Genomic DNA, 19,796 nt, shown 5'->3' with positions numbered 1-19,796 from the left:
ACCTCTAAAATAAATCACTAATTGAACCATCAGTTTTAAATCGTTGAATAGTAGTAGCAATTAAAGGTGCGATCGAGACAATTTTTAATTGCTGCCAGTCGGTTTCTTTGGGAGTTACACTGTCGGTGACAAAAATCGCCTTAACACTGGGATGGCTTAACTTAGCCCGTGCTTCCTTGACAAACAACCCGTGAGTAGCAGCAATAATTATTTCTGGACGTGCTTCGGCTTTGAGTAACGCTTCAATACTTTTAGCAAGAGTGCCGCCAGTGGAAATCATGTCATCGATAATTAAGCAGGCACAACCCTTTACATCCCCGACAACACGAGTCACCTCTGTTTCTGTGCCACTGGTGCGGTGTTTGTGTAGCACGACTACAGAATTATCAAGTTTTTGGGCATATTGAGTAGCCATCTGTACGCGACCCGTATCTGGCGATACAACTACGAAATTAGGCGGTAAGTAATGGCGTATAGCTTCGCAAAAAATTGGTACAGCCGTCAGACTGTCTACAGGAATGCGAAAGAAACCTTCAATTTGCAGCGTGTGTAAATCTAGTGTGACAACATGATTTACCCCGACAGCCTGTAACACTTCAGCTACCATACTGGCGGTGATTGGTTCGCGCCTACCGTGACGTTTATCTGCACGGGCGTAGCCAAAGTAAGGAATAATCGCTGTAATTCGACTAGCCGCCGCCCGACGACAAGCATCTGCAAAGGCTAAAAGTTCTACTAGATGGTCATTAACAGGTGGTGCAGTGGACTGGAGGATAAACACAGCCTTTTGGCGTACCGATTCCAGAAGTCGCACATTTACCTCACCATCTGGAAAGCGTTCAACTAGAGATTTACCCAAGGGGATATTGAGTTTCTGGGCAACTGCGGCAGCTAAATCAGAGTTAGCTGTGCCAGCAAAGAGGATGAAATTGTCCATAATCAAGACTTGATTTGGTGGATTTGCTTCCAGGCGGCATCTAGAGACGCTTTTGCACGCTCTCCTGCACGGGTAATACTTTGCTGTAAACTATGCCATTGCTCTTGCAAAAACTCCGTAGCTTCCTGCAAGGCGTGATGAGGATGATTAGTAGAACCTGCCACTTCGTCGCTGACTTCCTTGATTTTGACGCGGACAACTTCTGGTTTATCGCTGGGGGAAATCAGATGATCTAGGCGATGCCTTCGGCGGGCTACGCCAACGCCTATGATATGTACTAAATGTTGCACCTGTTGTGATTTCTCGCTGAAGAAACCCTTCAATCCCTCTGACTCAGCCTCAAGTTGATGTTTAACATCTTCACTGATAATTACTTTATTGATGGCAATTTCCTCAACATCTTCGGGATACAATACTGCGCGTCCACCAAAAGGAGCAGCAATTTCTCCCGCCACAATGTAAGCTGCAATTTCTCCCGTTTGCCAATCAAATAAAAAATCTTCCACCCAGCCAAGAGGCTCACCTAGTGTAGATTCAACTGTAATTTCATGCAAGCGGCGGAGATTTTCTGGCGTGTCTTCAACTGGCGGATAATAGACAGAAACCGCACCCATACCTACCCCAGCAATTCTTTTCACTGGCAAATAAGTTTCTCCACCTGAAAAATAGGCAATACGCCCAGAATCATCTAACCAAACTTCTTCTAACTCACCAAAACTATTAGCGGTTGAGCTATCTATTGCTATCCACCCGATAATTTGACTACGACGTACAACGTTGAGCATACTTTTCCTCCAATATTCTCTATTTCTCTTGGAGTTTGATGAATATATACAGTGGCTCACCTCTTGCCACATTGTTGTTTTAAACATGAACTCTAATTTAAGGTTAGAAATAAAATGTGAAGAAAATGTGAGGAATTGTTTAATCAAATAATCGCACATAGATGAAAGTAAATAAAATGTTAGATAATCAAGTATGAATGAGTGGAGAATAAAATAAAAATTGCTTACTTTATCTAATTTATACAACAATCATCAATACCTTTTCTAAAAGTAGGCGATCGCAGCGATGCTCCATAGAAAGGCAATCTCTAGCAAATAGCTAACACAGACACTGCGATTCAGTAAACCATCCCATAGATAACCTTTATGTTGAGGAGTAAGACTGCGCTTGAAAGTATAAGTCCAACTACCGTAAATTTTAGGGCTACATAAACCATAAGTATTAGCAAAAATGGCTTCTATTTGAGCAACACGGGGATAAAAACCACGCTGAAAATGTTTCCATTGACTTTCGAGAATCCAGAAAAATAAGGGTATAGCACAACCCATAAAGGCAATGCTACTGACGCTGAGATTTTGTTTTTCTCTTAACATGAATCCCAAAACAGCACTAGTTCCAGTAATACCCAGCGCCTTGATCACCCAAATCTGTTTATTGTAGTCTTCGATAGTAGTTTGAAGAAAAAAATATTCCTGTTTGAGCAAATCAAGTTGAAAATCATCCAGTGGACTCGACTGAGATTCAAAGGACGGTGTTTTAGACATTGGTGAATCCTGATATCATAGAAATTAAAATAGAGTTTTTAGCAACATAGAATGCTGTTTGATAAAATTTCTTTCAATCTGTAATTGCTCGTCAGCTGAATTGTTGCTAATTCCTTAGCAATAAAGTTTTTGAAAGTATTGTCAACCTATTATGCTGGCAGCATTATCTTCTTTTGAGATGTAAAGAAACATGAACTATCTTTTTTAGGCTATCGGGAACATCAGAATAATGACCTTCGGCAATTTCTTCTAAAATCTTTAATAAAGAGCCTGGATAAATCATTATTGATAAGTCGTCTTTAACCAGACAGGCAAAGATAGCTAATTCTTCGAGTAAATATCTAGATGACAATTCTATATAACTATCAAAATTTTCAGTATTTTTCTCAAAGTGCCGAAGGACAAACTCTTTCACAGAAAATTTAACTGAATTGGCAAAATTATCATTCTGCCTAAGAATATTTTGTAACTGTTCATAATATTTAAAATAATCTTCTGATTTTTGTATTTCTGAGCAAAAAATTACATTAAAAAGACAGCTAACATTGTAATTACCAAAAACATAATTTGCATTATATACATACTCTCTTCCTAAAAACAGTCCCTTGTTAAGGGACTGTTTTTCATTTAAACCTTGATTTATTTGTAAAGTAATCCGATGTATGCTATCACCAATTAAAACAGTACATTTTTTAAAATGTTTGCTAATCCAATCCGTCATTCCTATTAATCTTGCTATGGAAAAATTTTCACTTTCTAAACTTATCCCTAAAAAACAATGTTCATATATATCAAGTTTATGCCTAGCAAATTGTGGGATAACTGCTGCAATCTCTACCCGATATTTTGGTCTAGTCAAAAATACTATGCCCTTGTGAGGATTGATTAGTTTTTCAAAATCAGCATACTTCATTCTAACCAAATGAGCATAAGAATAAGCGTAGAATGCAACCTCTTGGTTTTTAGCTAAATCTTGCCACCAAAAAACCTCCATATTGTAAAATTCCCCGAAGGGAGGAAGTGTACCAAATTCACAATAGGGGAATAAATGCTCAAATTCTTCCTGCTGAAGTAATCTAACTTTGTTTGTATCTAAAGCTGCTTGGAGAGAGCCTACATTGGCTTGTAAACTGGCTGGTAAAAGAATCACAGCTATTTTTTGTCCGTCAATTTCTACTAGTACAGACTCAATTAAATCTATTCCTAACGTATGTTTATATATTGTAAGTTCTTGTGACGTATGAGCAGGTGAATAATGAATCGTTTTATATTTAATTTTGTGAAAATTGAGAAATTCTTGAAGTTGCTCGATAGACATAAGTAAAATAAGATAATTTATTGAGAAATGAAATTTTTAAATATCAATTTATATAACCATAACAACAGTTAAACTACGAGGAACTATCTGTGTTGTCACATACCTTTAAATCTTTTCGATCATGAGAATAGTTCGCAAAATAGTCCTTGAGCCAATTACACCCTCTTGCCAAAAGAGACTCAAAATTTTCAATTGACCATAGCCGAACAGTTCCATTGACGGAAGTTGTGGCTAACATCTGCCCATCGGGACTAAGGCTGATACAGAAAACCCCTCCCTCATGGTCTTTGAATTCTTGCACTAATTGTCCCTGTAAGTCCCATAGGCAGGCAGTACCATCGGCAGAACCAGTGGCTAGCATTTGTCCATCAGGGCTAAAACTGACACTCCAGACCCAGTTCTTGTGACCTTTAAATTCCTGCACTAATTTTCCCTGGAAGTCCCATAGGCGGGCTGTACTATCGGCAGAACCAGTGGCTAGCATCCGTCCATCGGGACTAAAAGTGACACTCCAAACCCAGTTCTTATGACCTTTGAATTTTTGTAATAACTTACCTTGTAAATCCCATAGGTAGGCTGTATTATCGGCAGCACCAGTGGCAAGTTTCTGTCCATCAGGACTGAAACTGACACTCCAAACTGGATTAGTGTGTTTAAATTCTTGTAGTAAGTTGCCTTGCAAGTTCCACAAGCGAGCTGTACCATCCTCAGATGAGGCAGTAGCAAAATACTTTCCGTCTGGGCTAAAACAGATGCTCCAAACCCAGCCTTTATGACCTTTAAATTCTTGTAGTAAATTGCCCTGTAAATCACACAAATGGGCAGTACCATCTTCTGAGCCAGTGGCAAGTTTCTGTCCATCAGGACTAAAACTAACACTCAAGATAGGGCTGTCATGATCTTGAAAAGGATTACCAATAGCATTACCTTGTAAGTCCCACAAGCGGGCAGTTTTGTCAGATGAGCCAGTGGCTAGCATCTGTCCATCTGGGCTGAAACTCACACTCCAAACCAAGCCCTTGTGACCGTTGAATTTTGCTAGATACTTGTTTCTTGAGTTCCACAGGCGAACTATACCGTCAGCAGAGCTGGTGGCGAGGTGCTGACCATCTGGGCTGAAACTAGCACTCCATACAAAGCCCTTATGATCTTTCAATACAGCTAATTGATTACCTTGTATGTCCCACAGACGGGATGTGCCGTCAGCAGAGCTGGTAGCGAGGTACTGACCATCGAGACTAAAACTGACGTTATATACCCAACACTGATGGCCTATAAATTCTTGCTGTAGGTTGCCTTGTAAGTCCCATAGGCGAGCAGTACCATCAGATGAGGCACTAGCAAAATACTTTCCGTCTGGTGGACTAAAACGGACACTATAAACTGTACCCCCATTGACTAGAAATTTATCCCAAGAGTTATTTTGTAAATTCCACAAGCAAACATGACCATCAGATGAGGCAGTAGCAAGGTATTTGCCATCAGGTGGACTAAAACTAACGCTCCAAATCCAGCCCTTATGAACTTGGAAAGATTCACCAATCTGATTACCCTGTAAGTCCCATAGGCGGGCTGTACCGTCAGCAGAGCCAGTAGCCAGATATTTACCATCAGGACTAAAACTGACACTCAGCACCCAGCCCTCATGTCCTATAAATTTTTGCTGGAGATTGCCTTGTAAGTCCCACAGGCGGGCAGTATGGTCAGTAGAGCCAGTAACAAGATAGTTACTATCGGGGCTAAAACTGACACTATAAACCCAGCCCTGATGACCTTTGAATTCTTGTTTTAAATGACCTTGTAAGTCCCATAAACGGGCAGTACCATCTTCTGAACCAGTAGCAAGATACTTACTATCAGGGCTGAAATTAACCTTATAGATGGTTTTTATGTGTGCTTGAAATTGATTCTCCTCTCTGATATTGTCAAGAATCTTCTGCAATGCAGTTTTTAATTGGGGAGCGTGACAGTCTTGCGCTAAGAGTCCATTTTGAATGTTATTCTGAAACTCTTGCCCAGCACGCATCACTGTCAGTAATGCTTCTAGCTCAGAAAACTCGAACTGTAGCAAAGCATCTTTCGCCATCTGCTCAATTTCTTTGAGTTTGCGTTGACGCTGTAGTCGCTTCCAAATTGCTTTAGCTAAAACATCTAAGAAAATTTCATAGTAATCAGCAGCTAGTGGGCGGATAATTCGAGCCTCGCCTTGACTTAGTTTATTTAGCCATTTATAAACCCTTTCTATCTCAAGTTTTTCAGTTTGGTTTGGTTCTGCGTTAACGTAATCGCATAAATCTTGGGCTTTGAGGGCAAGTTTATCACCAGATGGTGTAACTAAGTAGTAAAAGAGACGATAAGAAGTATCAATCTTGAAATCAGTCTTTAAATCTTCTAGCTTTTGATCGAGATGATCTTGGACAATTTGCTCTGCTTTGCCTAAGGTTATATAGCTTTGTTTTTCTAGGCTGCGAGATGGAGATTCGCCTCTCATTTCCTGTTTCCATAAACGAAGCATTACCAGTTGGAGGTAAGGAGTTTCAAACCTCTGTTCTGATGGTGTTGGCGAAAGAGCTATATCATCCAAAACTGCTGTAACTAAGTCTGGTTCAATACCGACTAATTTATCTTCGATATGTTGAACAATTTTAGACTCGATAAAATTATCTACAATGGGTTCTTTTTTGACAAAACCTGATGATATATGTAAATAATATGGGCATAATTTCACTATATCATCTTTAACAAAATCCAGCTTGTGAAGAGTATTTTTATGAAGACAAAGGAGCAAATTAATATTTAGTTCAGGATGATTTATCGCACGAAAAAGCTCATAAAAAAATAATTTTGTTTGATCTATTGGAGAATGAATTAAGTATTCCTCGAACTGGTCAATGATAATGAATAGCTTAGCAGACTCATCAATATTAATAAACTTTGTCCAGGCCTGTAAGGTGTCAGTAAATGATAAATCTAAGTGAGGAAGTTCAATATTTCCTATGTTTTTAATATATTGTTTAATTTGCAACAATAAATTATCTAATGGTTTTCCATTATTCCAAGAATTAAATAGAGTAATTGCTAACTTTAGCTTGCTGGATTTTTGCAGATTTTGTTCTGCTGCTTGATGCAGATAATAGGCAATACCATCTCGCAAAATTGTACTCTTACCTGCACTACTGTCACCGTAGAGTACGGTTAATTTTGATTTACACAGGTTATCAAGGATAGTTTGCTGTCGGTTATATTCAGCGATTGGTTTCTCAATAGCATCCTGGGCTGATTGGCGGTTTAGATGTTTGATTGCTATACGATTATCTAATAAGTTACGGAAGATGCGACCTTTAAAATGGTCAAGTTTAGACAGGGCATCTTCACGAATAGAAATGAGGAAATGAAGATTCAAACTAGAGTTATTAACAGCTTGAGAAAATTCATCAGCAAAGGTGTCTTTAGCATTATCGTTTAAGAAATCAAAATAATCCTCAAACTGATCCAGGATAATAAATAACCTACCGCTCTCATCTTCTTGGTGAATAATCTCTATCCAAGCCTTCAAGATATCGGTAAAAGAAGGTTGTTCTGGATTTTTGGCAATAGCTTTGAGCGCTTGCTCAAATTGTTGCTTAATTTCATGTGGTGATTCAGTTTTGAAAAGATTAGTTATTTCTGCTTCCATCTGTTTCTTGATCCCTGTCAGTGGATCTTGCCAAGACAAACTATCATCTAATTCGCCCTTTAGTGGGGGAAAAACGATCGCACCCCACCCTGGCTTACCAGTTGTTTCTTGGTTTTCTAAGGCTGCTTGACGCAAATTATAAGCAACACCTGCCCGCATAAGCGAACTTTTACCTACACCACTAGCCCCATAGACAACTGTCAGCCTTGAAGCCCACAAATTTTGAATTACTATTTGTTGTTCTTTTTCTCGCCCAAAGAAGAACAACTTATCTGTTTGTGAATAGGGAATTAGCCCTTTGTAGGGTACAGGAATCTCAATGCTATCACAGTACATAATTTCCTCTACTTCTCAGCTTTTAATTTTTACTAATGTTTTTTCAGTTTTTTGTTCAATTCATCAAAATATATTTCTAAAGATATTTCACTCATGATTTCTACATCTTTATTCTTCCAAAGGAACTTATCCAAAGCATCAGGTTTTGGGTGAACTGCCCACCATGTTTGTGTCTTCCTTTGTTCTTTCTCTGGCAACAAGCGGTGTAAAATGACACGCTGATGCCAATAGCGTAGGCTATATCCTAAAAACCAAATATGGCTGTTGCTGAGTTTACCTAACAGATAGCTTGGCAGTAAATCCACAGGTTTGTTATCGGCATAAGCCAAATAGTCAATAAAATGATCTTCTGTGATCGCAAAGCTTTTTCTGGGACGTTCTGGCAAATCAACAGGGCCATAGAGTTTTAAGATGACTGGACGCTCATTGAGTGAAAAGTCTGAATATTCGTTAGCAGTTCCTGGCGGAATCGGTTTTAGTTGGCCTTTTTGAACTACTGGTGAATCCTTATCTTCCTCAATTGTATGTTCAAATCTTTGATGGACAAACTGTTTAACAATCTGTCCTTCGCTATCTTCACCACCTGCCGTATAGGAAACTAAATCGAATGGCTGCTTGGCGTTTATAAAGGCTTGTTCTAGTGTTCTATCAAAATTGGTCGTTACTATTAGTTGATAACGAGTTTTTTCACCTAAACTTTTAATCCTCGCAGAATAGCCCATCTCATCCATGAAACGAGGAAGTTCAGCAAAGAACTGATGCAATCGATTAGGTTTGTATTCTTTTTCAGTGATGGCTGTGATTGTCTCTTTGATGTTCTCTTCACCCTCACTCAGAAGATTGAAGTATTGCGACACATTCTGAAGATCCAGTCTAGTCACAAATTGTGTCACAATTGGACATTTAGCAGGCAAATTTTCTTCATCGCATAACGGACAACGCATTCTCTGTAAGTATTTATGGCTTCTGTCTAGGTAAGCAGCGAGTTCTACACTAGTAGGTGGATAGTCACTGTTAAGGTTCCATTCCCACGGTTTGGGTGCCAAATTTGGATCTTGTGAGCGATCGCATAAGTTAATATCTGCTCCTAAGAAAGGAATTACTAAGCCATTTTTGATTTTGGGAATTAGCCAATCGAAGTGTTGTTTAAGCGTGTTTTGTATTTCATCTGGAACTGTGACAATATTTGGGATGTTTGGGCGTTTAATCTCTTTTTTTGGAAGTTCAAAGATTACATACCCATGCTCATGCGACCTTGCTATATGTTCGCGCCAGTAGTTTTCATCATAATCCCAGAGACGCAGATATACGTTTCCTTTATTAGTTGCAAAATCAAGGTGTACAAAATTGTAACCATTGTGATAACCACGGTTGCTGTAGCTGGAGCCAGCTGGAATAATTACACAGTTTCCTGTTGTTCCAGTTACTTGATAAGCTTTAGCTTTATGCTGATGACCACACAGAAGAAAATGACACCCATCATTGTCTTGAAGACGTTGTGTGATTAAATCACGTTCAAATTCAGCTAGCAATTCTAACGGATGATGCAGCACCGCAATCCGAACCTCATCACTAGCTATCTTGTGGAGGGCATCATACAATTGAGGTTCTCCAACAATTAGTTTTCCATCATCATTTACTTCTCCTCTTTCATTTACCCGTCCAGCCATTAAAGCAGAGTTTAGACCAAGCAATGCTACCCGCTTTCCTCCGATCTGTAGTCTGCGGATACTGCTGTAGTCAGGTTGGGTCTGATGTGTATATTTAGTCACAAATTCCCTGTAGGCTTCAAAGGGTTCCCGCAGGCGATCGCATTTTTTTTTGTTCGTCAGCCAATCTTTGACCTGCTCATTAGACTCAAAAGGCTTGAGGATAGAATTTGGTAGCAATTCAAAGGCACTGCGATCGAGGTCGTGGTTGCCTGGTACAATAAACAGCCGCTCGGCAGTTAACCCAGTTGCTTGAAGCACAGGCTCAAATAAATTTTCCCACGCTGCTGTATATTCTTCCTTTTTACCAGCGTGAGCCACATCACCACTAAAGATGATTAAATCAATCTTTGCTAAGTCTGGACTGATTTTCTCCCGCTCCTCAATATCTCTAATTAAGGCATCACGTACAACCTGCCTGTCAAATTCTTTCCCCTTCTGATGCCAATCTGAAAGATGAAGCCAAGTCATTCCCGCCATTTTAATTTCTCCCTAGAGGAGTCAAGGGTAATTGGGAATTAAGAAGAGAACTTTCCCTATTACCCTTGACCAGTATTAGAGCATCTGTTCTGCAATTTCTACTCGTAGGAGCGATCGCACGTTTTCGATTTGATTGACAATAGTAGCTACTGACGAGCCAGCAAACAGCAACCCTACAGCAGCCGGGGTGTTATTCACCAAAGTCGCCACCAGTGAACCAGAATCACCACCAGCAGAAATGTTAGTGGTAATAATTTGATCCTTGAAGCGGGCTACCTTGCCGTTACCATAGCCGACATCAACAGTGGCGCTAATCGCTGTAATTCTACCGCTTGTAAAGTTCGTAGTGCGTCCAGTTTTAAACACAGACATTCCCACCGTTACATCCTGCTTGCGTCGCCAGCCTCGTACATAACCCAACCAGTAGATTTCCCGATCAATATCATGGAATTGTGCTTCTGCGATCGCAGCATCTACAAGGTTGCGGTGCTGTTCCCTGGGAATTGTTGGTTCAAAGTCAATCGGTACAAATCGGTTCAGACGCGCAATGATATCTGTAGAAGCATTTCCGCCATCAAAGGGGCCTGGCTGCAATATCGGATCTCCCACCGCAGCATCGTTGCTGTTAGCCAAAACGTGATTATTGCTGAGAATATAGTAACGGGATGGAATACCAACACCATGCACAGGAGGGTTAGTAGAACCCCCTGGCAAAATATCATACACACAAGTAGCAATAGTCCCTGCGGTAATCTTGTAATGTCCGACGCTGTAGCCTCCTTCCGCCGGACGAGCGCGTCTAGCCAGCAACTCAACCCCAGTCTCTGGTATCTCCATCCTTTCAGTAACACGGTAAGTTCCAGTTGCACCATTAGTAGGTTGTATTAACTCGGTTCTTACCTGTGTGGGTTTCTGGCGTAACTCTCCCACTCCCGCGAAAGGATAACCTATTTCCAAAACATCAGTTTGCATATCTGCCAATCTCGATGGTATGAGATCAGCCCTACTCAACTCATCTCTTGGTATCTTGTGAGTTACTAATGTTAACAATGCTGGCTCACCTGTAGGTTCTCCATTCCGCCATTTGACGCCCACTCCCAAACCAACAACATTGGGTCGTAGCTGCCCTGGTTTCATAAATTCTTCTACGGCGGCTCTGTGAGCTGTTTGTACCTCTGCTGTGTACTGTTGAGACAGTATCATCTTATTTTCATCTAATTTCATATCAAATCTCCCGTTGATTTGCTTAAATTTGTGCTGTTACAGTCCCAATTTCTTCAACATCTGTCTCACACCCTTCTATGGACTTCGGCACAACTTCATGGGGCTTTAAGTTGGATTCTGGAACTTTTTGGGTGACAAAAACCTTAATCACTGTCTTTCCCCTCCTCTCACCAATGCCAACCCCTGTAACATTGGGTAGCCTCATCAGTTGTGCCTCGTAATCCTGTTTAACTGTATTAACTTGGTTCATTGTCATTTCCTATTTGCAGAGATAAAATGCTTATTATTGTTGAGGCTGTGCTTTAATAGCTCCTGTCACTTGTGTATCTACTTTAAATCCATCCAATTGCTTTGGTATTTGCTTTTTTAAATTCGGAGATTCATTTTCTAAATACACTTTGATGCAAGGTTTCTCTTCACATTTACTAATTCCCACACCAACCACACCATTAATACGCAGTAAATCAGATTCGTATTGCTCTTTTACCTGTTCAATAGTTGGGCTAATTGATAAGGAGTTTGACAAAAACAAAGGTTGTTTATCTTGATTTATGGTAAATAATGGTAAAAATAGTAAACTTGCTAATACTATTGCAATAAAAATAAATATTAATCTTTTATCCATATACAGTTAATTAACTTAGAGTAATTAACAGACTTGCTATAGGATTATTATTTGATTTTTGATAGCTTGCGTGGCGTAGCCATAAAAAAAATCAGTATACCTTGATTCCTCCTTCTCTGTTCCCTGTTCCCTTCCTCTACGGGTAACTTCAGTAATCAAACCGGATTCTTATAGTTATTCCTAAATAGTAAGAAATAACTGGATTAACTTATCAATCAAAGGATGTAGTTTTTCAAAATATTTATCTCTACCTCAAGAATGTGAAAGAGATGACAACCTATGTCTTAAGTAGAAGGACTTAATAAAATTTAAGTTTGTAGTAAGGGCTTTAGCCCTGGAAAACTATGCAAGAGAGCGATAAATCGCTAACTACGAAGAAAACTTTATTTTATAAAAGGTATACTGATACTAATTAGAACAACTATTAGTTTTATCAAAACTGAGGAATATAGACAGCATAACCTCTAGGAGGAGACCAAAATTCAGCCCGGCGACAATCGCCTCTAAACGCTGTTACAAAATCAGAAACAGGGTATGGGTGTCAAGTATGGGTCGAGGAACTAGTCGGTTCGATTCGCAATAAGCAAGCATATTATCAGTGAGGTTTAAGGGCTATGAAGCTTATACAGCAAGCACTTTAACTCGCTTGTCGCCCCTTGAATTTGAATAATAAGAATTATCCGAACGTCAATCTGTTTTAACTTAAACCTGCACTGTACATATCAACTACTGCGGCTGAAAAATACAGCCGCTACGACAATCAAGCTTAAAAGTGCTAAAGGAACCCAAAGATTAGGGACATCGGACAAACTCATATTTAATTACGAATTACGAATTACGAATTATTCTAAACCTATGCCTCCCTGGGCGAAATCTTCAACAGTTTTTTGTGATAATTCATGAGTAGCGATCGCTTGCAACATTGCTAAAGGTAAAGTCAAATGATGCGCCCCGGCTTGCAATGAAGCAGCTGCTTCTTGGGGAGATTTTATACTAGCTGCTAATATTTCCACGTCGCTACCTTTAAGTACGCTAGCCATTTCTCGGACTAAAGCAATACCATCACCTAACAACCGAGTCGCGCGATTTACATAAGCTATGGCAATTTTCGCTCCTGCTTCTCGTGCTACTGCTGCTTGTGCTGCGCTATAAATTGCTGTCACCGAACAAGTAATTTCTGAAGACAAATTTGCTACTACTTCAAAGCCTAAAGGTGTTGCGGGAATCTTCAAAATTGTTTGGGAACCAATAATCTTGAAAGCTTTTTTACCTTCAGCTAACATTGCCGTTTTATCGCCTGCCATAAGTTGATAGTATAACGGACCATTTGTCAAGGTAACTAATTTTTTGAGTGTGATTTCTGGTGGGGTATCACTTTGAGCTAAAAGCGTGGGATTAGTAGTAATACCCTTTACCCAACCCCAATGCTTGACGATTTCAGCTTCAGATGCGATCGCCGAGTCTAGATATAATGCCATAATTTCCCTGAATCATTGTCAAAATTAATTCACCAGATGTGCAATTGAGACTTTCCGATATCACAAAATATTCTGCACTATTTCCTAGTCCCTAGCAATAAATTATGGATGATAATATTCAACAGTTAATACAAACTAGCATTTATAAATCTTTACCTTCTCATGAGGAAAAGATAATTTTAGAATATTTGAAATCAATACCTGAAACTCAAGCGTATGAAATCCTCAAGTTAATGATTGATGAAAAAAGCCAAATTACTATTGCAATGGCAAAGAAGGTTTTACATACAAGAGATTACGTAACGCTGTTATTTAATTATGGAGTTGTAAAATCTAATGCTCAATCTATTAAACTTTGATTAGAATTTGCGATTCCGAAGCTGGGATTTAAATCGGTAGTAAGATTGATTGAAAATTTGAATGATGATACTAATAGGTTACTAGAAAAAGCAGTATACTGGCTTCCATTGTTTGTCTCCAAGAATGAAACAAGTTATTGGGACTTACTTCAGAAGTTGAGAGAAAAGGCAAACTGTAAGCAGATCTAAACTTTATCCAGAATTGAGAATTGAGAATTTTGAATTCTTGACCAGCTTTCAAGCGATAATTCCTTTGATACGGCAACCTGCACGGAGAACCGAATATGACATCTCCAGAAATGGTTACATGGCTACAAGAACGGACGACTTTAGGAATTCTCCCACCTGAAGTGTTAAATGCGATCGCTCAAGTCATTGAAGAACAAGTTTTACCAGCACAAGTAAACCTTGTGGAGGAAGGTACTACTCCAGAAGCACTTTACATCCTCAAAGATGGTCAACTTGAATGCGACAATACCGATCATAAGAACTCAGCTTTAGTTCGTGGCTTCCTTCCCGGAGCAGTCATTCACCTCCAAGAGTTGGTATTGGATGAGTTAGCCACCTTCACAATTGTTACCCTTACAGAATGTCATTTGTGGGTTGTACCTGCTACTAAATTTCGGGAATTAGTCGCGCAATACCCCGAAATTGCTCAGGGTTTTTCCCGTCAATTGGCTCAAGAATTAGCTCAAGTCACCTCTGCACTTGGCTACGAACAAGAACGTTCCATCGCTTTGCGACCATATTTAGTTACCAAAGCGCAACGGGGAATTGTCGGTACAAGCCGCTATGCTGTACGTCTGCGGGAGCAAATTCGAGAAGCCGCTAATGACCGCAAGTCAGTGGATATTTTCGGCGAACCAGGATTAGAAAAAGACAATATCGCAGCCTTAATTCACTTTGGTTCCCCCAAAAGACGAGAACCAATTATTAAAGTCAATTGTGGTATTCTGCAAACCAGCGGTGCAGATTTATTTGGTCGCGTTGGCGGTAAACCAGGACTGTTGGAATGGTTAGGAGAAGGTACGCTAGTTCTCAACAACATCCAAGAATTACCTTCTGAATTATTACCTGCTGTGACGCAGTTGCTCAAAACTGGTACGTATACTCCCGTCGCTCGTCCGGGAGAACCAGAGACTGAACCTCGTCCTAGTAAAGCACGGATTCTTATCGTTTCCGAAAAAACTCTGCCAACAATCGATCGCTCCGTTGGTCATATTATTAAAGTACCGCCGCTACGGTTGCGGAAAACTGATATTCAAGGTCAGGTGGAATATTATGTCAGTCTCTACGTTCGGTCTAGAGGCGTTCCCAAACCACGCATCACCCCAGAAGCTTTACGCCGCTTACAGTCTTACGATTTCCCCGGTAATCTCAAAGAATTAAAAAATCTGGTAGAAAGAGCGATCGTCCAAGCTGAAAATGCTAATGAATTAACAGAAGAAATCTTTTGGCCAGCTGAAACAAAGAAAAAGCGATTTCGAGTCAATCTTTTAAATATTTATCCCGATTTACGTAAATTTTTACGCAGTCCTTGGTGGCCGGATCGGATTAATTATGGTTTTACCGCAACTGCTTTTGCAATCATTGTTGCGGTATTATTTATCGGCCCGCAAACCCGCGATCGCAATTTTGTTTTAAATTTATTTTGGGCTTGGTGGTGGCCTTTTTTCCTATTTCTCTTTCCCTTTTTAGGACGTATTTGGTGTTCTGTTTGTCCCTTCATGATTTACGGAGAAATTACCCAAAAACTATCTTTATGGTTGTGGCCGCGAAAACTCAAACGTTGGCCTCGACAGCAAGCTGAAAAATGGGGCGGATGGTTTCTCTTTGGACTATTTACCCTAATTTTCTTATGGGAAGAACTCTGGCATCTAGAAAACACAGCCTACCTTAGTGCTTGTTTATTATTATTAATTACTGCCGGGGCAATGATTTTTTCGGCAATTTTTGAACGGCGATTTTGGTGCAGATATCTTTGCCCTATAGGTGGAATGAATGGTTTATTTGCTAAACTGTCAATGACAGAACTACGGGCACAACAAGGAATTTGTTCTGCAAGTTGTACTACTTATCAATGCTACAAAGGAGGACCGCAAAAAGGTGAGGGAATGGAAACAAATGGATGTCCTTTGTATTCTCACCCAGCCCAGTTAGAAGATAATAGAGATTGCGTGTTGTGCATGACTTGTCTCAAAGCCTGTCCCCATCGTTCTGTGGAATTCAACTTGCGTCCTCCTGGTATTGAATTGTGGACAACCCATGTACCCCGCGCCTATGAAGTAGCATTGTTGTTTTTGTTATTAGGTGGAGTATATCTACACCGCTTACCAGAATTGCAATCTTGGTTGGGTTTACAGGTGGATTTAACTGTGTTTTGGCAACACTTAGGATTGTCACTGCTAGTGTTAATTATTCCAGTGGCTTTTGTCTTCGCAGCTTATGGCTTGCTGAAACTGTTCAACTTTAACCGTAAACCAAAATCATTTGTAGAGCTTACCTATGGATATTTACCATTAGTTTTGGGGGGAAACTTAGCTCATTATCTGCGTTTGGGTTTGAGTGAAGGTGGACGCATTTTACCTGTGAGTTTTGCTACCCTTGGTTTGAACGGCGAACAACTGCCAATGTTAATTGCTCATCCGGCTGTGATTAGTTTTTTGCAAGGTACAACTTTAATAATTTCAGTGTTGTTGACGATATTATTAACACAAAAAATTGCCAAACAATCTTTGAGTTCCCTTCTTTGGCAACATTTAGCAGCGATCGCTTTGGGTGTTAGTATGTGGGCAATTATTGTGTTGTAAAAACAATACAAAATTGTTTGACTTTTGCCTGGTTTGGTGCTGGTAGTTTTGCTACTCTAATGTATTAAACCAGGTTTCTAAATCGGCGATCGCTTGAAAATCCAACAAAGCTTCGCCAAGATTTTCTAATTGTTCTAAAGAGAGAGTTTCAATTCGCTCTAGCACTTGTTGAGGTAATTCTCCCACACGCCGGGTTAATTGACGAAGAATCAGCAATTGTCCTTCTGCTTTTCGTCCTTCTTCTCGTCCTTCTTCTCGTCCTCGCTGTTCCCCTCGTTGTTCGCCTTCTTTAAGAATTTCTTGATAAATTACTGACTCGCGCATCATACCCTCCCGAAACATTTGTCGAATCAAGTCCTGATTGTATTTTAAGCCCGCTAAGATTTGAGTGTAAGTTGAAATTTCTGGTCGTTGTCTTGGCTCAAGTTGATTTACTTTCGCCACAACTTGTTGCAATAAAGCTTGGGGTTGGGTGGTTGCGGTCAGTGGTGCTAAGGGTAACAAAGCCGGGTCATTGAGGAATGGTTCGGGATTTTCTGACCACATACAAATCACGCGATATTCGTGACGAGTAGTTTCCACTGCAAAAGCTGTTTCAATTATCGTTTCTGGTGCAGGCGGAAGTAATAAAACGATAACTTGCGTTATTGGTAAGCGATACAAACGATACAACCGCACCCAATAATCTACCATTCGCAACGGTAGCGGCGGCGTCGATTCTAATTTGGTTTGAAATTCCAGGTGGAGTATGCGTCCTTCTAGTTGTAAGAATGTCACATAATCTGCGCGAATTGGTTCAATGCTCAATTCGGTTTTCAGAACTTTGACAGAAGTTTGCGGTGTACCCAAAACCCAACTGGCAAAACGTTCTGGATATTTTTCTGACAGCAGTTTGCAGAGATTATCAAAGGACATTGACCATCGCCAACAATTGAATGAGGTATTGTTATTATCTCGTCCAATGCTTTGAGTAAGCGATCGCATTCCTAAATATATCAACGTTGAGTCTTTAATACTCGGCGACGAGTGTTTAATACTCGTGAACGAATTTATATCAAATACTTTACGTCAGCGAAGCTCGTCGTAGACATCGTTCTTTGAGCAATACCCAGAAACTTTTGAATTGCCAATACCAGCAACCTATATAATTGCACCTGATGGTACAGTTGCTTATGCGTTTGTTGAGCCAGACTTTACCAAACGTTTAGAGCCTGGGAAAATAATTGCTAAACTGCATACACTACAGGCAATATCCTGAATTCTGATTTAAGAATTTTCAGCAGCAGGGAGTTTAAATTCTAGACCATATTTTGTCACAGCAAGTGCGATCGCCTTCTCGATATCAGCAGGATTAACAGTTCCGAAAAGACTGCGTTCTTCCTCACTCAATGGTAAGTTAACCGGATGCCCTACCTCTGCAAAAAACTGCTCACCCCCTGCTGGTGTAACCCACATCAGTAATTTGACAGGTTTCGAGCCGATATTTTTAAAACCGTGCCATTGACCTTTAGGAATATTTAAGAAGGTTCCAGCACTTGCAATGATAGTTTGCTCGTCAAGCTGGTACTCAACCTCTCCCTCAAGAATATAGTGCGCTTCGTCTCCATCGTGAATATGGGATGGTACAGTGCTTTGTGGTTGCATCAAAGCCTCTACTAAACCATACTTGCCGTCTGTATCTTTTCCTTCAGCAAGGAGAGTGTAGAAATCACCTAGCACTAAATATGTGGAACCTTTACCTGGCTGAACTAATGAAGCTTGTATATTGAATGTCATTGTAGTTACCCTCTTTTATTTGTACTTGAAAAATCTTGTAAAAGTTATTAATCACTCATGTCTACTTCAATATTTCAGCAGAATTTTAGGCATTTATGCACAAGTGTTTACTGACAATGGGGCATAGGTCAAACAGGGAGTGCTGAGTTAGGAGTAGAGACGCGATTAACCCAAGTTTTTCCAAGAGTGAGGAGTTATTCTTCTTGTCTCCTTGTCCCCTTTATTTGCCCCTCTGCCTCTTCCAAGAAGGTATTAATGACCCTTCATCCTCTTAAAATGAGCGAACGGATAGTTATTAACGATTCGCTCTTGGAACTATGACAAATTTTATCCAACCACCAAGGTTACGTATTGGTGAAGAGACTGAAGAAGAACGACGCGCCACTTGGCTAGAACTTTTTTATGATTTGGTGTTTGTAGTTGCAGTTTCCCAACTCGCTCACAATCTCAAAGAGGATATCTCACTTTCAGGATTATTTGGATTTATTGTTTTATTTATACCTGTTTGGTGGTCGTGGATTGGCACTACATTTTACGCTAACCGCTTTGATAGTGATGATGTTGGACATCGGCTGCTGATTGCTATACAAATGCTGACAGCAGCAGCAATGGCTGTGAATATACACCACGGTTTAGGTGAAAGTTCTCCTGGTTTTGCCCTTTCCTACGCTCTCGGTCGGACTGTGCTGGTGATAGAATATGTGCGTGCTGGAATACACATTCCCTCAGCACGACCTTTGACGACTCGCTACGCAATTGGTTTTGCGATCGCTGCTTTGCTTTGGTTAATTTCGGCATTTATACCCATTCCTTGGCGATTCGCACTCTGGACATTGGGAATCATCATTGACTTTGCCACACCCTTAACAGGACGCAAGTTTCAACTAGGATTACTCCCTCACGCTTCGCATTTACCAGAACGTTTCGGATTGTTTACGATTATTGTTTTGGGTGAAGCAATTATCGCGGTGGTCAATGGTGTTTCTGAGCAGAAATGGAATACTTTAACCGTAATTTCCGCCGTATTTGGTTTAGTTATTGCTTTTAGCTGGTGGTGGGTTTATTTTGATAATCTGGGCGGTAAACCGATTGAGATCGCGCGGACGGATGGAAAAGTTGGTGTTGTCAATCTCTGGCTGTACACTCATTTACCCCTAGTGATTGGCATTGCTGCGGCTGGAGTCGGCGTAGAACAAATCTTGTTGAGTAAACCAACTCTGGCTTTACCGGATTCTCACCGTTGGCTGATCTGCGGTTCAGTGGCATTATGTTCCCTAGCTGTCAGTATTCTCCATAGATTTGGGGTGATTCGTTATTGTAAAATCCGTTCCAAGTATCGACTTGCAGGTGCAGTTGTGTTGATGGCGATCGCTATTTTTGGCAAAGGTTTGTTACCGATCGCAGTCATTACCCTTGTAGCCCTAGTTTCTGCTCTCCAAGTCATTCAGGATTTGTACCAAAGTCGCCCCACTACCCGCTTAGCTGACCCAGAAATCTAACTCCTAGCGCACCCTTGGG

At 40.4% G+C, this 19,796-nt stretch carries 15 protein-coding genes; 3 read left to right on the top strand and 12 right to left on the bottom strand.

What is annotated here, in order from left to right; translation table 11 throughout:
- Positions 1–4 precede the first annotated feature (4 nt).
- From H6H03_RS11950 to H6H03_RS11905, 10 genes are all read right to left on the bottom strand, one after another.
- Positions 5–937: a ribose-phosphate diphosphokinase gene (locus H6H03_RS11950; RefSeq protein WP_190955339.1), complete on the bottom strand. Its 933-nt coding sequence runs from the start codon at positions 935–937 to the stop codon at positions 5–7.
- A gap of 2 nt (positions 938–939) precedes the next feature.
- Complete coding sequence (locus H6H03_RS11945) at positions 940–1,722, bottom strand: photosystem reaction center subunit H (protein ID WP_190955338.1); 783 nt, start codon at positions 1,720–1,722, stop codon at positions 940–942.
- Positions 1,723–1,986: 264 nt separating this feature from the next.
- Positions 1,987–2,487, bottom strand: coding sequence for a hypothetical protein (locus H6H03_RS11940; protein WP_190955337.1), 501 nt, complete (start codon positions 2,485–2,487; stop codon positions 1,987–1,989).
- Positions 2,488–2,650: 163 nt separating this feature from the next.
- Positions 2,651–3,805, bottom strand: coding sequence for a tRNA-dependent cyclodipeptide synthase (locus H6H03_RS11935; protein ID WP_190955336.1), 1,155 nt, complete (start codon positions 3,803–3,805; stop codon positions 2,651–2,653).
- A gap of 73 nt (positions 3,806–3,878) precedes the next feature.
- The gene (locus tag H6H03_RS11930; RefSeq protein ID WP_190955335.1) at positions 3,879–7,817 is read right to left on the bottom strand and encodes an nSTAND1 domain-containing NTPase; all 3,939 of its coding nucleotides are present in this window, start codon (positions 7,815–7,817) and stop codon (positions 3,879–3,881) included.
- 32 nt (positions 7,818–7,849) lie between these two features.
- Positions 7,850–10,006: an SIR2 family protein gene (locus H6H03_RS11925; RefSeq protein ID WP_190955334.1), complete on the bottom strand. Its 2,157-nt coding sequence runs from the start codon at positions 10,004–10,006 to the stop codon at positions 7,850–7,852.
- Between the two features lie 75 nt (positions 10,007–10,081).
- Positions 10,082–11,230, bottom strand: a complete 1,149-nt coding sequence (locus H6H03_RS11920; protein ID WP_190955333.1) for a hypothetical protein — start codon at positions 11,228–11,230, stop codon at positions 10,082–10,084.
- Between the two features lie 22 nt (positions 11,231–11,252).
- Entirely contained in the window at positions 11,253–11,480 is a 228-nt protein-coding gene (locus H6H03_RS11915; RefSeq protein WP_190955332.1) for a hypothetical protein, read from the bottom strand.
- Positions 11,481–11,513: 33 nt separating this feature from the next.
- Positions 11,514–11,855 carry a hypothetical protein gene (locus tag H6H03_RS11910; protein ID WP_199338906.1) on the bottom strand — a complete coding sequence of 114 codons (342 nt, stop codon included), beginning with the start codon at positions 11,853–11,855 and terminating at the stop codon, positions 11,514–11,516.
- An 842-nt stretch (positions 11,856–12,697) separates the two neighbouring features.
- Entirely contained in the window at positions 12,698–13,333 is a 636-nt protein-coding gene (locus H6H03_RS11905; RefSeq protein WP_190955331.1) for a transaldolase family protein, read from the bottom strand.
- A 104-nt stretch (positions 13,334–13,437) separates the two neighbouring features.
- On the opposite strand from H6H03_RS11905, the gene H6H03_RS11900 reads away from it, so the two are divergent.
- Both H6H03_RS11900 and H6H03_RS11895 read left to right on the top strand, forming a co-directional pair.
- The gene (locus H6H03_RS11900; protein WP_190955330.1) at positions 13,438–13,692 is read left to right on the top strand and encodes a hypothetical protein; all 255 of its coding nucleotides are present in this window, start codon (positions 13,438–13,440) and stop codon (positions 13,690–13,692) included.
- A gap of 284 nt (positions 13,693–13,976) precedes the next feature.
- Positions 13,977–16,502, top strand: coding sequence for a cyclic nucleotide-binding domain-containing protein (locus H6H03_RS11895; protein ID WP_190955329.1), 2,526 nt, complete (start codon positions 13,977–13,979; stop codon positions 16,500–16,502).
- Positions 16,503–16,553: 51 nt separating this feature from the next.
- On the opposite strand, the gene H6H03_RS11890 is transcribed toward H6H03_RS11895, so the two are convergent.
- Positions 16,554–17,417 (bottom strand): DUF4351 domain-containing protein, encoded by an 864-nt coding sequence (locus H6H03_RS11890; RefSeq protein ID WP_190955384.1) that lies wholly within the window; start codon positions 17,415–17,417, stop codon positions 16,554–16,556.
- Positions 17,418–17,768: 351 nt separating this feature from the next.
- On the bottom strand, positions 17,769–18,278 hold the full coding sequence (locus H6H03_RS11885; RefSeq protein WP_190955328.1) for a cupin domain-containing protein: 510 nt from the start codon (positions 18,276–18,278) through the stop codon (positions 17,769–17,771).
- A 317-nt stretch (positions 18,279–18,595) separates the two neighbouring features.
- Here H6H03_RS11885 and H6H03_RS11880 point away from each other — a divergent pair, with 317 nt between their 5' ends.
- Positions 18,596–19,777, top strand: coding sequence for a low temperature requirement protein A (locus H6H03_RS11880; RefSeq protein ID WP_190955327.1), 1,182 nt, complete (start codon positions 18,596–18,598; stop codon positions 19,775–19,777).
- Positions 19,778–19,796: the final 19 nt, after the last annotated feature.

Origin of the sequence: Nostoc paludosum FACHB-159, from assembly GCF_014698835.1 — a bacterium.
Lineage (GTDB): Bacteria > Cyanobacteriota > Cyanobacteriia > Cyanobacteriales > Nostocaceae > Nostoc > Nostoc paludosum.
Note: the sequence above shows the minus strand (reverse complement) of the source record. Positions and strands in the feature narration are given on the sequence as shown.

What these genes read in the sequence shown, in the direction of transcription:
- H6H03_RS11930 (WP_190955335.1), bottom strand. Translation starts at nt 7,817, where the DNA reads ATGTACTGTGATAGCATTGAGATTCCTGTACCCTACAAAGGGCTAATT.
- H6H03_RS11925 (WP_190955334.1), bottom strand. Translation starts at nt 10,006, where the DNA reads ATGGCGGGAATGACTTGGCTTCATCTTTCAGATTGGCATCAGAAGGGG.
- H6H03_RS11905 (WP_190955331.1), bottom strand. Translation starts at nt 13,333, where the DNA reads ATGGCATTATATCTAGACTCGGCGATCGCATCTGAAGCTGAAATCGTC.
- H6H03_RS11885 (WP_190955328.1), bottom strand. Translation starts at nt 18,278, where the DNA reads ATGACATTCAATATACAAGCTTCATTAGTTCAGCCAGGTAAAGGTTCC.
- H6H03_RS11900 (WP_190955330.1), top strand. Translation starts at nt 13,438, where the DNA reads ATGGATGATAATATTCAACAGTTAATACAAACTAGCATTTATAAATCT.
- H6H03_RS11950 (WP_190955339.1), bottom strand. Translation starts at nt 937, where the DNA reads ATGGACAATTTCATCCTCTTTGCTGGCACAGCTAACTCTGATTTAGCT.
- H6H03_RS11890 (WP_190955384.1), bottom strand. Translation starts at nt 17,417, where the DNA reads ATGTCCTTTGATAATCTCTGCAAACTGCTGTCAGAAAAATATCCAGAA.
- H6H03_RS11945 (WP_190955338.1), bottom strand. Translation starts at nt 1,722, where the DNA reads ATGCTCAACGTTGTACGTCGTAGTCAAATTATCGGGTGGATAGCAATA.
- H6H03_RS11910 (WP_199338906.1), bottom strand. Translation starts at nt 11,855, where the DNA reads ATGGATAAAAGATTAATATTTATTTTTATTGCAATAGTATTAGCAAGT.
- H6H03_RS11880 (WP_190955327.1), top strand. Translation starts at nt 18,596, where the DNA reads ATGACAAATTTTATCCAACCACCAAGGTTACGTATTGGTGAAGAGACT.
- H6H03_RS11935 (WP_190955336.1), bottom strand. Translation starts at nt 3,805, where the DNA reads ATGTCTATCGAGCAACTTCAAGAATTTCTCAATTTTCACAAAATTAAA.
- H6H03_RS11895 (WP_190955329.1), top strand. Translation starts at nt 13,977, where the DNA reads ATGACATCTCCAGAAATGGTTACATGGCTACAAGAACGGACGACTTTA.
- H6H03_RS11940 (WP_190955337.1), bottom strand. Translation starts at nt 2,487, where the DNA reads ATGTCTAAAACACCGTCCTTTGAATCTCAGTCGAGTCCACTGGATGAT.
- H6H03_RS11920 (WP_190955333.1), bottom strand. Translation starts at nt 11,230, where the DNA reads ATGAAATTAGATGAAAATAAGATGATACTGTCTCAACAGTACACAGCA.
- H6H03_RS11915 (WP_190955332.1), bottom strand. Translation starts at nt 11,480, where the DNA reads ATGAACCAAGTTAATACAGTTAAACAGGATTACGAGGCACAACTGATG.